This window comes from Symbiobacterium turbinis (assembly GCF_055383075.1).
The window spans coordinates 1,643,210-1,657,558 of record NZ_AP042433.1; the positions used below are offsets into that span (position 1 = coordinate 1,643,210).

A 14,349-nucleotide genomic window follows, 5' to 3' on the forward strand; every position below is an offset into this window, starting at 1 on the left:
CCCGGTTCAGCGCGAAGTCTGGCCTTTTTCACACCGATAACCTAACATATTGGGTGTAGTACTATTACGATTTCAAGGAAAGAAGGCCTACTTCGTGACCCGCATCCAGAGAGGAACCCGTGAGTACCGCCTCGTCACGCTCGCCCTCTTCCTCGGCGCCCTCTCGGTCTACGCCAGCCTGTACGTCCCCCAGCCGATTCTCCCCCTGCTCTCCGCGGACTTCGGCACCACCCCGGCGCAGGCCAGTCTTGCGCTCTCGGTGGCCACCATCAGCATGGGGATGTCTCAGGTGCTGGTGGGGCCGGTGGCCGACTCTCTGGGCCGCAAGCCGATCATGACCCTGGCCGTGCTGGCCGCGGGTGTGATCGGCCTTATCGCATCCCGCATGACCAGCTTCAACTCGTATCTGCTCGTGCGCTTCCTGCACGGCCTGGTGATGGCCGGTCTGCCCGCCACGGCCATGGCTTACCTGGCCGAGGAGATCGACACCCGTCACCTGGGGGCCGCCATGGGCCTCTACATCTCAGGCAACTCGCTGGGCGGGCTTGGCGGCCGCATCATCTCCGGCACCGTCGCCGAGTTCTGGGGCTGGCGGGGGTCCACCGTCGTCATCGGCCTCGTGAGCCTTGTCTGCGCCCTCTGGTTTGCCCGCACCCTGCCCCCGTCGAAGCACTTCCGGGCGCAGCCGCTGCAGCTGAGACGGCTGGCCCGGTCGCTTCTGGGCGCCTTTCTCGACCCGCTGCTGCGCTCCCTCTACTTCGTCGGCTTCCTGACGATGGGCTCCTTCGTCGCACTGTACAACTACGTCAGCTACCACCTCATGGCGCCACCGTACAATCTGAGCCCCGCGCTGGTCAGCTGGATCTTCCTGCTGTACCTCGCGGGTACCATCAGCTCCGCGTTGATGGGCCGCCTCTCCGACCGGTACGGCCGGGCGCCGATGCTCGCCCTCGGCCTCGGCATCCAGCTCGCCGGGGTGACGATCTCGCTGGCCGGACTGCTGCCGGTGAAGATCGGCGGCATCGCCGTGTTCACCTTCGGCTTCTTCGGCGCGCACTCCATCGCCAGCAGCTGGGTGGGGCAGCGCGCCATGCGGGACAAGGGCGCCGCCTCGGCGCTCTACCTTTTCACCTTCTATATTGGCGCCAGCATCGCCGGCACGGTGGCCGGCCTCTTCTGGATGCGCTTCGGCTGGGCCGGCGTGGTGGGCTTCATCGCCCTCCTCCTCGTCGTCGCCCTGGGGCTGGCCGCACTCGCCCGCCGGCTGTCGGCGCGGGGTGAGGATGTCGCGGTCGCCGAGTAAACCAGACCGCACGCCCCGGAATGCGGCGCAGGCCGGCGGGCCACTGCTCTGGCGCTCAGTCGCCCGCATGCAACGCCCGGGCCCTGCCCCTGTTCGCTTCGCCCTTTGCGGCTCTGCACGGGATCGTAGGCGCGTGAAGCATTCGGCCCCAGGGAGCGAGCAGCGGCGGATGTCCACTTCGCCGGAGGGTGAAGTGGAAGTTGACCGCACCGACCTGGCTGCGCAGCCCCGGGACCGGTCGTACAAGCGTGAAGCTTTCGGACCCAGGGAGCGAGCTACGGGCGGATTTCCACTTCGCCGGCGGGCGAAGTGGAAGTTTGCCGCACTTACCTGGCTGCGCAGCCCCGGGCCCGGTGGTACAAGCATGAAGCATTCGGACCCAGGGGGGCATTCGGCTCGGGAAGTTCAGACATAAAGAAACCGTCGCACGGGTTGGCTGTGGGGACACCGGGCAGCTCTGGTGTGAACAAGCCTAACGCACGCCGGCGGCACAGAATGCGTCCGGGGCTCCGCTGCATGCGGAGCCCCGGACACATTTATATGAACCTCTCCCGCAGCGGGCCGTCACGCACGGATCTCCCGCCGCATGAAGAGGATGTACGAGGCGGCGAAGCAGACCGCCGTCAGGGCCACCAGCCCCATGGCCTGGGGCCAGATCAGCGCGATCGACTGGCCCACGGGCAGCACGCCCTCCAGCGCGCCCAGCACCTGCTCCAGCGTCACCGGGCCCAGGCTGCGCACGATCGGGTTGAGCAGGGTCACCATCGCTTCGGTGTACAGGTACCCCGGCGAGACCCGGCTGAGCCAGAGCCCGAGCCCCACCGGGTCGTCGCCGGCCGCCACGCCGACGATCATGTCCCAGAACACGCTGAAGAACAGCCAGACCGCGATCGAGGCCAGGGCCGAGGTGGCTGCCTGCCGGAAGACGACCGAGAACAGGATGGCCAGGGCCAGCCAGAAGGCCACATAGATGACAGTCAGCACGCCGTAGGCCACCAGCCGCAGGGCCTCGTCGCCGGTGGGGGGCACGCCGATCATGATCAGGCCGAGGGCGCCGACCCCCAGCAGCAGCGCCGTGAGGGTGACCACGATGGCCAGCAGGCCGGCCAGGAACTTGCCGTTGATCACCGCGTCCCGGTGGATCGGCTGTGCCAGGACCCGGCTGAGGGTGCGCCGACTGTGCTCGCCGCAGATGGCGTCAAACCCCAGCGCGATGCCCAGCAGCGGAGCCAGGAACGAGACGAAGGCCGTCAGCGACGGCAGCCGGCTGCTGCCGCCGGTGAACAGCCGCAGGAAGACGAAGTCCGGCGTGGCCGCCGTGGCCTCCACCACGCTCCGGATCGTCTGCGCGGCGGTGTACAGCGAGGCGATGCCGGTGACCAGGAGCAGCAGCACCAGGATCACCATGCGCCAGCTGTTCACGTGGTCCGCGAACTCCTTGCGCACCACCGCGGCCAGGCCGCCCACCGGGGCCGCCTTCGCCTGCGCCTCTGCCGGCCGGGCCCGCAGCCGCTCCAGCCACACCTTAGGCTGCACCTTCGGAAGTACCGCCACCGGTCTCACCTCCGTCGGCGAAGTAGCGCCGGTAGATGTCGTCCAGGCTGCGCCCCGCCTGGCTCAGGTGCAGCACCGCCGCGCCGTGGGAGGCGGCCAGCCGGCTGACCTCTGCGCGCACGTCCCGCCGGCAGACCAGCTCCAGGCGGAGAGATTCACCCGAACGGCTCGCGGCAGCCCCGCGAGCGAAGTCCCCCGGCGCCGTCCCCGCCGGGCCGTCGCGCCGGTGCACCTCCACAAGGCCCTCCAGCCGCTCCAGGGCAGACAGGAGCTCCTCCGTACAGGGCGCCAGCTCCAGCTCCAGCCGCAGGGGCTCCCCGGCCAGGGCCTGCTCGGCCAGCTCGTCCACCGGGCCGCAGGCGATCATCTGGCCCTTCACGAAGATCCCCACCCGGTCGCAGACCGCCTGCACCTGGTGCAGCAGGTGGGAGGAGAGCAGCACCGTCATGCCCTCGTCGGCCAGCTGCCGGATCAGCCGCAGGAACGTGCGCGCCCCCTCGGGGTCGAGGCCCAGGGTCGGCTCGTCCATGATCACCACCCGGGGCCGCTTCAGCAGCACGTCGGCCACCCCGAGCCGCTGCCGCATTCCCCGGGAGTAGGCGCCCACCCGGGTGTCGGCGGCGTCGGCCAGCCCCACCCGGGTCAGCAGCCGGTCGATCTCGGGGGCCGCCTCCCGCCTGGGGATGCCGTTCAACTCGGCGGTGTAAAACAGATTCTGCCGGCCGGTCAGCTCGTCGTAGAAGCCCACGTTGTCGGGCAGGTAGCCGGTGAGGCGCTTCACGGCGATGGGATCCCGCACCGGGTCGTGGCCCAGCACCCGAATCCAGCCGTCGGTGGGCTCGGTGAGGCCCAGGAGCATCAGGATGGTGGTCGTCTTGCCGGCCCCGTTGGGGCCCAGCAGGCCGAAGACCTCACCGGCCCGCACCTCCAGGTCGAGGCCGTAAACCGCCGTGAAGTCGCCGTAGCGCTTCACCAGACCGCACGTTTCGATGACGGTTTCCGCCACCGGCCTCACCTCCGGCCGAAGGTGCGGAAGACCCACCAGAGCCCCCCGCCCACCGCGGCCAGCACGCCCACGCCCGCCAGACCCCACAGGGTCGGCGTCTGCACCGCCACCCGGAACTCGGCGAAGTCGGTGGCCCGGCTGCCGTCGCTGCGGGCCCGGAGCGTGAGCAGGTAATCGCCCGCCAGCGCCTTGCTGTTGGGCGTGACCTCCACGGTCACCTGGCGGCTCTCACCCGGGGCCAGCTCTTCGATGATGTCCGGGGAGAACGTGGCCGTCCAGTTGGGCGGCAGGGTGGACGAGAAGTTCACGCCCGTAAGGGGCATGGTGCCCGTGTTCTTCACCTCGAGGGTCACGCCGTTCTTGCGCCCGGCCACCGCGTCGAAGGAGAGCCGGCCGTCCGGCGTGGTCACCTGCATGGCATACTTGCCCAGCACCTCCAGCGTCAGGTCCAGGCTGGCCTCGCCGGACGCGGAGCGGGCGTGGACGGGCACGGTGTAGGTGCCGGCCTCCAGTTCATCGGGGACGCTGATGGACACGTCGATCGTCTGGGTGCTGTTGGCCTCCACCGGAATCGTGCCCACCTGCTTCCCGCTGACCCGGAAAGTCACGTCCCAGCCCTCGGGCGGGGCCGCGGAGAGGGCGAACGTCTCCTCCACATCGCCGTCGTTGCGCAGCCGCACCTGGAAGCTGTAGGTCGTGCCCGCCTGGGCCTGGATGGACGGGAAGTCGGTCTTCAGACTCGCCCGGCCCGTGGCGCCGGCAGCCACCGTGATGGAAAGCGGCAGCTCGGCGACGTCACCGCCGCTGGAAGCCGACAGCACAACCCGGTAGGTCCCCTCGGCGGCCCGGTCAGGCACCTTGAGGTTCAGCGTGACTGTCTCGTCGCGACCCGGCGCCACGTACACCTGGTTCACCGGATAGCCCGATCCCCGGAACGCGGGCTGCTCCCACCCCTCCGGCAGCTCCAGGACCGAAAGATCCGCCACGCCGCCATCGCCGGACAGGTTGAGGGTCAGGCTCAGCGATTCGCCGGGCTTGACGACGATGCCGGGGTAGCGTGTCGAGAAGCTCAGTTCTGCCGCCTGCGCGGGCGCCGCCACCGCAAACAGGGCGATGACGGCCGCCGCCAGGGCAGTTCCCCAGCGTAGAGTGCGACACGACATCGATTCCTCACCTCACAACGATGTTTGGCATCGCTGCGCACCGGGGCGCGACGATGCCTTGCGGGGACCCGATGGCCCCACATCGATGGTGGCAGAGAAAGATGAAATGAGGCTTACAGGAACCTGAAAACAGGTTTAGAATCGACCGGAACTGGAAGAAGGGAACCATTTAGGTCGCGACGAAATTTGGGACGAGTCCAATTACTTATGACATGGTTAAAACTGGAGGCCATTACCGTGCAGCGCATCACTCCCCGTCTCCTCAGCATGCTTCTGGCCACGCTCGTTCTCTTCTCCAGTGGAACCATCGGCGGAGCCGCCGCTGGGCTCCGCGGCGACCCCGTTTCCGTCTCCGACCCCGCCCCTGCCCCTGCGTCTGCGTCTGCGTCTGCGTCTGCGTCTGCGTCTGTGTCTGTGTCTGCGTCTGCCCCTGTCCCTGCGTCAGCTCCTACCTCTGTCCCTGCCTCTGCCCCTGACCCTGACCTTGATCCTCTGCCCCCCGGACCCGAGGCCTTGCTCGCCCTGGAGCAGGTGAACCGGTACCGCGCCGCCGCCGGACTGACGGCGATCGCCTACGACCCGGCCCTGGGCGCGGCGGCCCAGGCCCACGCCGAGTACCTGGCCGCGAACCCCGACCAGTGGGCGCGCGACGTCCACGGCGAGGTCCCCGACGCCCCCGGCTTCACCGGCCGCAGGCCCGCCGACCGGGCGGCCCGCCACGGCTACCGGGGCGGCGCGGGGGAGATCATCCACTTCGCCGGCCCCGCCGAGAAGGCGGTGGACGGTTGGATGGAGACGCTCTATCACCGCCTGCCGCTGATCAGCCCCAACACTGCGGAGATGGGATACGGCACGGGGATGAGCCGTGACGGCCGGTATGTGAACGTCCTGAACTACGGCGTTGCTCCTGCGGACGGGCCGCAGGAGGTCGCCTGGCCCCACCCGGGGCAGACCGACGTGCCCACCGGCTGGGACGGGCGGGAGGTGCCGGATCCCTTCCGCCTGCACCCGGGTGCAAGCGGGCCGGTGGGGTACACCATCACGCTCACCTTCGGCGGGCAGGTCCGGTCGCTGCAGCTGACCGAGGCGACCCTGCGGGGCCCGGAGGGCGAGGCGGCGGCGCTGCTGTTCGATCCGGTCACCGACGACCGGCTCACCGACACGGTGGCCCTGATTCCGGCGGAGCCGCTTCTGCCGCACAGCCGCTACACGGTGCAGATGCGGGGCCTCGTGGACCGGGGCGCGGGCCCCGAGCCCTTCGACCGGTCGTGGTCCTTCACCACGGGGGCGGCGCGCCGTGCCGCCCGGGTGCAGAGCATCACCACCTGGATGGACGGGATCCGGCTGGCCGGTGAGGGCCTCGGGCCGGACATGGCGGTCTTCGCCGGCGGCCTGCCCGTGGAGGGGCTGCAGGTGGCGGACGACGGCTCGGTCATCTTCCGGCTGCCCGTCTGCCGGAGCGATGCGTCCGAGCTGCTCCTGGTCAGGCCGGACGGCAGCGAGACGGTGGTGCCGCTCTTCGCCGGGTGCACCGGGCGGCCGGGTGCGGGCGAACCGTTCCGGCCCGTGCCCGTGCGGGTGGGGGGCATCGCCCTGGACCGGCCCGCCCTGGTCGGCCCCGGCGGCACGGTGCTCCTGCCCGAGGAGGCCCTGGCGGCCCTGGGGGCCCAGCAGGAGCCGCCGTCGGCCCTGGGCCGGACGTACTGGCGCCTGGGCGGGCGCACCGGCCACTACACACTCGGCCGGGTGATGGCCCGGGCTGCCGGCGAGCCGGTGCAGCTGGCGCTGCCGGTGCAGCAGCACGGCGGCGCGGTGTACGTGGACAAGTCCTTCGCGGAGCGGCTGGCCGGAGTGGAGAGCCGGCTCATCGACGGCACCCTCCACCTGGGCGGATCCTGATCGCAGGCGCGAAAAAGAGGTGGCCCGGCCGTGCAGGCCGGGCCGCCTGGCGTTTCGATCAGCTCACACCCCCGTCAGTACAGCGGATCGCCGGTGAAGGCATCGATGGCCAGGACCGGCCACCAGGTGCCTGCCTCTCACCCTCGTCGGTCTCCGGATCGAAGAAGTAGCGGTACTGGAGGGTCATGCCCAGATGCGGCCGCAGGGCGGCATCGACCCGGGCCCGCTCGCGGACGGCCCCGGGCGCGGCGAAGGTGCGGCCGTGCCGCCACGTCAAACTGTAGTCGGTCAGGTCGCCGCTGCGGGCGTCAATGGCGATGGCGCCCCCCTCGCCATCCACCGGGCGGCCCTGCTCCATCCGCTCCCAGTAGAACCGGTACGTCGCGTCGCCGAAGTTGCCGGCGGTCAGCGGCACGTCCACGAAGCGGAGGGCGTCCCCCAGCTCCGCGGGCACCAGCTTCCTGTACCCGTCTTCGGCCAGGCCCAGGGCCTCGCCGCGCGTGTAGGTGAGGGCCTGGGGCCCAGGCCTGGTGGTCCAGATGCTGCAGCCGGTCACCCAGCCGGTGACCGTTCGGCTCGATCTGAATCTGCGTTGGCTGAGGCGCCACCTGCGGGACCGGGTCACTTGCCCCCGCCTCCGTCGGGATGGCCAGCAGGCTGACGGCGAGCAGGGTCGCCAGCAGGCCGTTCCGGTTCCGAAACGTGGCGATACCCCCTTCCAGAGGTTGGACGGGGGTATCGGCCGATTCGTTTCTCGATTCAGGCAGTGCGCGCTTCGCACCGGGGCGCTGCGCGCAGCCCGCATCTGCATCATCCCGGTCGGTCGATGACCGCTTCGATCGTCACGCGCTTGGCGGCGTTGGCCCTTCGGGTGTGAGCTGATCGGGCGCCACGCCCCACAGGGGCACGAGAATCCGTTCACGAGGCTTCTCGCACCTGTAGGACAGGCCCCCGTCCGACACCGCATTACACCGCTGCGCTAATCGTCCTCCTCGTCATCGTCGTGATCATCGTCGTCGTCGTCTTCGTCTTCGTCATCATCATCGTCTTCATCGTCATCATCGTCTTCGTCTTCATCGTCGTCCTCTTCATCGTCATCGAAGTCGTCCCCGAAGAGGTCGTCGTCGTCATCGTCGTCGTCGTCATCGTCGTCGTCGCTGTCGTCCTCGTCACCGAGGTCGTAGTCGTAGTCGTAGTCGAAGTCATCGTCGTCGTCCCCGAACAGGTCATCGTCATCGGGGTCGAATTCCGCGTCGAGCAGCTCGCTGTCCACCGCCGCCAGCTCCCACGGCCAGGGCTCCCACTCCAGCTCGCTGCCTTGCAGATCGGGCTCAGCCCGCTGCAGCTCCCACCAGCCCTCCTCGTTGCGGACGATCCGCCAGTGGCCGGCCGGGTCGTGCTCCTCCAGGAGGTTGACCATGTAGCGCGCCTGCACCAGGTGCTTGCCATCCTCGTCGTCGATGGGGTCGATGTTCGCGATCCTGAGGGACTGGACGGCCCTGAACGCCAGCGTCATGATGAGGGCCTCCTCCAGCGCCTCTTGTTCACTCAGGTCGTCGGCGTAGGCCAGGAACCTGAGGATCGCCCTGCCGGAGCGTGTGAGCCTGATACCCTTGCGAGCCTTCACGGCGTACCCCTCCTCGCCTGGTCTCATGGCTTGATTCGGCAACAGAATCGACGTTCCTCTTGGTCATTTTGCGCCATTCGGCCCGGTCCCGAAGACATGCTGCGGCCCGGAAGGCAGAAATTGCCTGCCTTCCGGGCCATCACTCACTGGTCGATCTGATGCCTGGCTATTGAGGCGCCCCGATGCACTTCTCGTCTCCCCCGGGTCCGGCATGGATCACCGCCCAGGCGCCGCCAGGTGGCACGCCGCCCGATGGCCGGGCGCGATCTCCACCTCCGCCGGCGGCACCGCCGTACACCGCTCCTGCCGCACGGGGCAGCGGGGGGCGAAACGGCACCCCGGGGGCAGGTGGATCTGGTCCGGCGGCTCCAGGTCCACGGTGATCCGCTCACGCACCAGGTCCGGATCGGGCACCGGCACCGCGGAGAGGAGCAGCTGGGTGTAGGGATGGGCCGGCCGCGTCATGACCTGCTCGGTGGGCCCGTACTCCACCACCTTGCCCAAGTACATGACGGCCGTGGTGTCACACAGGTAGCGGATGGTGGAGAGGTCGTGCGAGATGTAGATCACGCTCAGCTCCATCTCGTCCCGGAGCCGCCTGAGCAGGTTGAGGATGCCGGCCCGGATGGAGACATCCAGCATGGAGACAGGCTCATCCGCCACCAGCACGCGGGGCTTCAGCACGATGGCCCGGGCGATCGCCACCCGCTGCCGCTCCCCGCCCGACAGCTCGTGGGGGTAGCGGTCGATGTACTTCGCCGCGGGGCGCAGCTCGGCCCGCTCCATCGCCTCGACCACCGCGGCCTGCCGGGCGGCCCGGTCACGGACCCCGTGGATCAGCAAGGGCTCGGCGACCGTCGCGCCCACCGTGTAGCGCGGGTTGAGCGTGCCGAAAGGATCCTGGAAAATCATCTGCACCTGGCGCCGGAACTGGCGCAGCGCCCCGCCCCGCAGGCGGGCGATGTCGACGCCGTCCAGGCGGAGGCTGCCCCCGGTGGGCGTCTGCAGGCGCACGATCAGCTCTCCGGTGGTGGACTTGCCCGAGCCCGACTCCCCGGCCAGCCCCAGGATCTCCCCCCGGTGCACGGTGAGGTCGATGCCGTCCACGGCGCGCACCACGCGCCGGCCCGATCGGCTCAGCCCCCGCCCCACGGGAAAGTGCTTGGTCAGGTTCGCGATCTCCAGCACCGGCGGCGCAGACGAACGGTGGCTCACGGCTCTCCCCCCTCCCAGGTGGCCCGTCGGGCAGACAGCTCCCGCATGTGCTCAACCGGTACCGGGTAGTGGCAGGCCGCCAGGTGGCCCGGCTCGAGCTCGCGCACCGGCGGATCGGCCCGGCGGCACTGCTCATCCGCAAAGGGACAGCGGGCCGCGAAGCGGCAGCCGGCGGGCGGGTTCCTCAGGTCGGGCGGGTAGCCGGGGATCGCGATCAGCTGCGCCGCCCGCTCCAGCACCGTGGGGGAGGCGGCCAGCAGCCCCATGGTGTAGGGGTGCGCCGGGCTCTTGAAGATCTGCCGGGTGGTCCCGATCTCCGCCAGCTTGCCGGCGTACATCACCATCGCGCGCTGGCAGAGGCCGGCGACCACCGCGATGTCGTGGGTGACGAACAGCATCGCCATCTTCCGCTGCGTCTGCAGCTCGGCCAGCTGCTGCAGGATCCGGTCCTGCACGACGACATCCAGCGCCGTGGTCGGCTCGTCGGCGATGACCAGGGACGGTTCCAGCGCCAGCGCCATGGCGATCATGCTCCGCTGGCGCATGCCGCCCGAGAGCTGGTGCGGGTAGTCGTGGAGCCGCTTCGCCTCCAGACCGACCATGCGGTACAGCTCCGCCGCCCGCTCCCAGGCCTCCCGGCGGCCCATGCCGCCCTTCACGGTCAGCACCTCAACGATCTGGTCCCCCACCCGGTACACCGGGTTCAGGGCGTTCATCGACGACTGGGTGATCACAGCGATCTCATTCCAGCGCAGCCGGGCCAGGGCTGCCGGCTCCATGCTGCCCACGTCCTGCCCCCGGTAGCGGATCGTACCCCCGCTGATCCGCCCGTTGTCCGGCAGCAGCCGGATCAGCGCCTTCATCAGGGTCGACTTGCCGCAACCGCTCTCCCCGATCACCCCGAGGGCCTCCCCCTCCCGCAGGTCGAAGGTGATCCCGTCCAGGGCCTGCATCTTCCCGTCCGGCAGGCGGTACTCCACCTGCAGCCCATCCACCGCCAGCAGGGGCATGCCTCACTCGCCTCCCTTCAGACGGGGGTTGATCACCGTCTCCAGACTGCGGGTGATGAAGAAGACGGCCAACACCAGCAGCACGATGGCGCAGCCGGGGAAGGCCACCCACCACGGGGCGAAGCGCACCGCGCCGGCCACGAAGGCGCCGTTGAGCAGCTTCCCCCAGGAAGGCACGGTGGGGTCGCCGAAGCCGATGAAGCTGACGCTGGCCTCGGAGACGATCGCCCAGGAGATCACGAACGACATCTCCAGGAGGGCGATGGGCAGCACGTTGGGCAGGATGTGCCGGTAGATGATGCGCAGGTCGGAGGCGCCGGCCACCCGGGCGGCCTTGACGAAGGGCCGCTGAGCCAGGCTGAGCACCTGCGAGCGCACGATGCGGGCCACCGAGCGCCAGGTGAGCACCGAGACCGCGATGATGATGTTGGTGACCGAGGGCTTCATGAGCGAGACGAGCACGATGACGAAAGGGATGAAGGGAATCCCGTAAAGTAGGTCCACCAACCGCATGAGCACCGTGTCGACGATGCCCCCGTAGTAGCCCGCGATCAGCCCGACGTTGGTGCCGATGAAGGTGACCAGCAGGGCGGCCAGAAGACCCACCTTCAGGGCGATCCGGCTGCCCAGGACCACGCCCGAGAAGATGTCGCGCCCCATGTTGGTGGTGCCGAACCAGAACTCCCGCGACGGCGGGTGCAGGCGGGCGATCTCGCCGTCCAGCCGCAGGATCGCCTCCGGATCGTACGGCGCGATGAGCGGCGCGAACAGGGCCAGCAGGATGAAGAAGCTGAGCAGGATCACGCCGGTCATGCCGAGGGGATCGCGCCGGAGATGTCTCCAGATCTGCTGTGGCACGGTCGCACCCCCTACTTGTACACGATCCGCGGGTCCAGGTAGCCGTAGAGCACGTCGGCCAGAATGTTCATCGCCATGATGAGCGCGGCGATCATCAGGAAGGCCGCCTGCGCCACCGGAAAGTCGTACCGGGTGGCGGCCAGCACGATCTCGCGCCCCAGGCCCGGCCACGAGAAGACGTACTCCACCAGCACCATGCCCCCCACCGAGCGCCCGATCGCCGTGGCCAGCGAGGTGACCACCGGCAGCAGGGCGTTTCGGGCCGCATGCCGGAAGATGATGCGGCGAAGCGGCAGCCCTTTGGCGTAGGCCAGCTCCACGAACTCCTCCTTCCGCACCTCCAGCATGGCGTTGCGCAAGAGGAGCATCGGCGTCGAGAGCATGTGCAGCGCGGCCACCGTCGCCGGCAGCACCAGGTGGCGCAGGAAGTCGAGGCTCAGGTACTTGGCGGCCAGGGTGTCCGCGACGTAGCCCGCCTCCCGCATGCCCGAGTGGGGCAGCCACCCCAGGCCGTAGGCGAAGATCATCACGAAGACCATGCCCACCCAGAACTCGGGCGCCGCCCGGAAGACCAGCCCGCCCACGATCCCCACCGCCTCGCCGAGGCTGCCCCTGTACCACGCCATCAGGGCGCCCAGCAGCGACCCGACGGTGTAGGCGATCAGGATCGCCGCGAGCGAGAGGATCACGGTATTGAGGATCTTGTCACCCAGGATCTTCAGCGCAGGCTGCTTGTAGAAGAAGGACGTGCCGAAGTCGCCCTTCAGCAGGATGTTCTTCAGGTAGAGTCCGTACTGCACCGCCAGGGGCTTGTCGAGGCCGAACTCCGCCTTCAGCGCGGCGATCTGCTCCGGTGAGAGGGCCGCGTCCACCATCGCCGCGGTGGGGTCGGCCGGCAGCAGACGGAACATGAAGAAGACGATGGCGCTCAGGAGGAGCAGGGTGAGCAGCGCCTGCCCACAGCGACGAAGTACGAAGCGCAGCATGGCCCATCACTGCTTCGGGAAGTAGAGCCGCCCGTTCTCATCCCACTCGTAGCCCGCCTCCTGCAGGATCTGCCGGGCCTTAGCGGGATCGTACGTGTAGATCAGGGCGTTTTCGTTGTAGTAGTACTTGTTGGTGGGGGAAATGACCATCCCGGGAGCGGCCGCCCGGGCCGTGCCCTGCTTGACCACCTCGGCCAGTTCGGACCAGTTGATCGCGTAGGCCATCGCCCGCCGGAAGTTCACGTCGCTCCACGGCGCGCGGCGCATGTTGACCGCCACGTACCCGTACCCGATGCCGACGGTCCGCACGATCTCCATGTCCGGGTTCTTCTCCAGGGCCGCGCGCTGCTCCGGGCTGATGCCGGGGTTGATCATGTCCGCCTGGCCCAGCTCCATGGCGCCCAGCAGGGCGTCGGGGTTGGCGTAGACGATCTGGATCAGGGCGTCGATCTTCGGCTGCAGGTAGTGGTCCTTCACCGCGTCCAGGCGGATCTCCTCACCCCGGCGCCAGTAGGCCAGCTTGAAGGGGCCCGACCCGATGGGCTGCTCGTTGGTGATGCTGCGCGGATCCTCGATGTTCTCCCAGATGTGCTTGGGCAGGATCGGCACGGCGGTGAAGCCGGAGGAGGCGATGGAGCTGTCCGGCTGGATCAGCTTGAAGCGCACGGTCAGCTCATCCAGCACTTCCACCTGCTCGACGCCCTGCACATACGGGTCCTCGGTGCCGAACCCCACCTGCTTGCCCCAGTTCCACGTGAAGGCCACGTCCTCAGCTGTGAGCGGGTGGCCGTCGTGGAACTTCTGGCCCGGCCGCAGCCTGAACTCCACCGTCGTGTCGTCGATGATCGTCCAGCTCTCGGCGGCTCCCGGAATCAGCTGGTTGTTCTCGTCCCACTTCAGGAGCGAGTCGTAGATGAACCGGAGGATCTGCCGGTCGGTGGCCTGCACGGTGGCCAGCGGGTTCAGGTGGTCCAGGTCCTGACGGTGGGCCACGCGCAGGATGTTCTCGCCGGTCTTCACCTGCACCCGGGTCATGGTGAGCCAGTTGATGAGCCCCACGCCGCCCTGCGACACCACGCCCTCCAGGCGCCGCTTGTTGTAGACCTGGTCCAGGTCGTTGTACCAGAGCGGGAACATGGCCGCGTCGCGGGCCAGAATCTCCTGGGCCTGGAACACCAGCGCCCGCCGCTCCTCCTGGTCCATCGCGCGCTTCTGCGCATCGGCGATGCGGTCATACTCGGGGTTGTTGTACCCCACCCGGTTGTTCCCCTGGTCCTTGATGTTGCTGGAGTGGAACTGGTCCCAGATGTAGAAGCCGGGATCCACCCGATCGGCGTTGTTGCCCCACGAGAAGGCGGCGATGTCCCAGTCCCACGGGGCGGTGCGCGAGGTGTCGGTCACCACCTTCTGGTCGGTGGGCCGCACGTCCAGGTCGACGCCCAGCTCGGCCATGGCCCGCTTGATGTACAGCGCCGCCTCATAGCGCGGCGGATCGTACTCGGGCGTTGTGGTGAGGAATGTGAGTGTGGGAATCATCCGGGCCGGATCCGGCGGTTCGGCGGAAACGGGCAGCGGTTCCGGAACCCGCTGCTCTGGCTGATCCTGGGTCACGCGGCCCGGGCTGGCACAGCCCGAGGCGAACACAGCTGCCAACAAGGCCCAGGCGAACAGACGCTTCACCATTCCCCATAACCCCCTCAGTTCGCACTCTTGTCCTGAATGACCGCA

At 68.9% G+C, this 14,349-nt stretch carries 12 protein-coding genes; 2 read left to right on the plus strand and 10 right to left on the minus strand.

The window, feature by feature from the left end:
* The first annotated feature begins 94 nt into the window (after positions 1 to 94).
* The gene (locus tag ACZ45O_RS07920; protein WP_464857221.1) at positions 95 to 1,303 is read left to right on the plus strand and encodes an MFS transporter; all 1,209 of its coding nucleotides are present in this window, start codon (positions 95 to 97) and stop codon (positions 1,301 to 1,303) included.
* 564 nt (positions 1,304 to 1,867) lie between these two features.
* Here the strand turns inward: ACZ45O_RS07920 and ACZ45O_RS07925 are convergent.
* The 3 genes from ACZ45O_RS07925 to ACZ45O_RS07935 are packed head-to-tail and all read right to left on the minus strand — an operon-like array spanning position 1,868 to position 5,026.
* A complete protein-coding gene (locus tag ACZ45O_RS07925; RefSeq protein ID WP_464857223.1) occupies positions 1,868 to 2,857 on the minus strand; it encodes an ABC transporter permease in 990 nt (329 codons plus the stop codon).
* Positions 2,829 to 3,863: an ABC transporter ATP-binding protein gene (locus tag ACZ45O_RS07930; protein ID WP_464857225.1), complete on the minus strand. Its 1,035-nt coding sequence runs from the start codon at positions 3,861 to 3,863 to the stop codon at positions 2,829 to 2,831. The genes ACZ45O_RS07925 and ACZ45O_RS07930 overlap by 29 nt, the downstream gene beginning before the upstream one ends.
* Positions 3,864 to 3,868: 5 nt before the next feature.
* Positions 3,869 to 5,026 carry a COG1470 family protein gene (locus tag ACZ45O_RS07935; protein ID WP_464857226.1) on the minus strand — a complete coding sequence of 386 codons (1,158 nt, stop codon included), beginning with the start codon at positions 5,024 to 5,026 and terminating at the stop codon, positions 3,869 to 3,871.
* 513 nt (positions 5,027 to 5,539) lie between these two features.
* On the opposite strand from ACZ45O_RS07935, the gene ACZ45O_RS07940 reads away from it, so the two are divergent.
* Positions 5,540 to 6,925: a CAP domain-containing protein gene (locus ACZ45O_RS07940; RefSeq protein WP_464857227.1), complete on the plus strand. Its 1,386-nt coding sequence runs from the start codon at positions 5,540 to 5,542 to the stop codon at positions 6,923 to 6,925.
* A gap of 58 nt (positions 6,926 to 6,983) precedes the next feature.
* Here the strand turns inward: ACZ45O_RS07940 and ACZ45O_RS07945 are convergent, their stop codons facing one another.
* The 7 genes from ACZ45O_RS07945 to ACZ45O_RS07975 form a co-directional block, all read right to left on the minus strand.
* Complete coding sequence (locus ACZ45O_RS07945) at positions 6,984 to 7,481, minus strand: hypothetical protein (protein WP_464857229.1); 498 nt, start codon at positions 7,479 to 7,481, stop codon at positions 6,984 to 6,986.
* A 423-nt stretch (positions 7,482 to 7,904) separates the two neighbouring features.
* A complete protein-coding gene (locus tag ACZ45O_RS07950; RefSeq protein WP_464857231.1) occupies positions 7,905 to 8,552 on the minus strand; it encodes a hypothetical protein in 648 nt (215 codons plus the stop codon).
* A 216-nt stretch (positions 8,553 to 8,768) separates the two neighbouring features.
* The gene (locus ACZ45O_RS07955) at positions 8,769 to 9,767 is read right to left on the minus strand and encodes an ABC transporter ATP-binding protein (RefSeq protein WP_464857233.1); all 999 of its coding nucleotides are present in this window, start codon (positions 9,765 to 9,767) and stop codon (positions 8,769 to 8,771) included.
* A complete protein-coding gene (locus ACZ45O_RS07960) occupies positions 9,764 to 10,777 on the minus strand; it encodes an ABC transporter ATP-binding protein (RefSeq protein WP_464857235.1) in 1,014 nt (337 codons plus the stop codon). The genes ACZ45O_RS07955 and ACZ45O_RS07960 overlap by 4 nt, the downstream gene beginning before the upstream one ends.
* A gap of 3 nt (positions 10,778 to 10,780) precedes the next feature.
* Positions 10,781 to 11,635 (minus strand): ABC transporter permease, encoded by an 855-nt coding sequence (locus ACZ45O_RS07965; protein ID WP_464857237.1) that lies wholly within the window; start codon positions 11,633 to 11,635, stop codon positions 10,781 to 10,783.
* Between the two features lie 11 nt (positions 11,636 to 11,646).
* Positions 11,647 to 12,621, minus strand: a complete 975-nt coding sequence (locus tag ACZ45O_RS07970; RefSeq protein WP_464857239.1) for an ABC transporter permease — start codon at positions 12,619 to 12,621, stop codon at positions 11,647 to 11,649.
* A 6-nt stretch (positions 12,622 to 12,627) separates the two neighbouring features.
* Positions 12,628 to 14,304, minus strand: coding sequence for an ABC transporter substrate-binding protein (locus tag ACZ45O_RS07975; protein WP_464857241.1), 1,677 nt, complete (start codon positions 14,302 to 14,304; stop codon positions 12,628 to 12,630).
* Between the last annotated feature and the right edge of the window lie 45 nt (positions 14,305 to 14,349).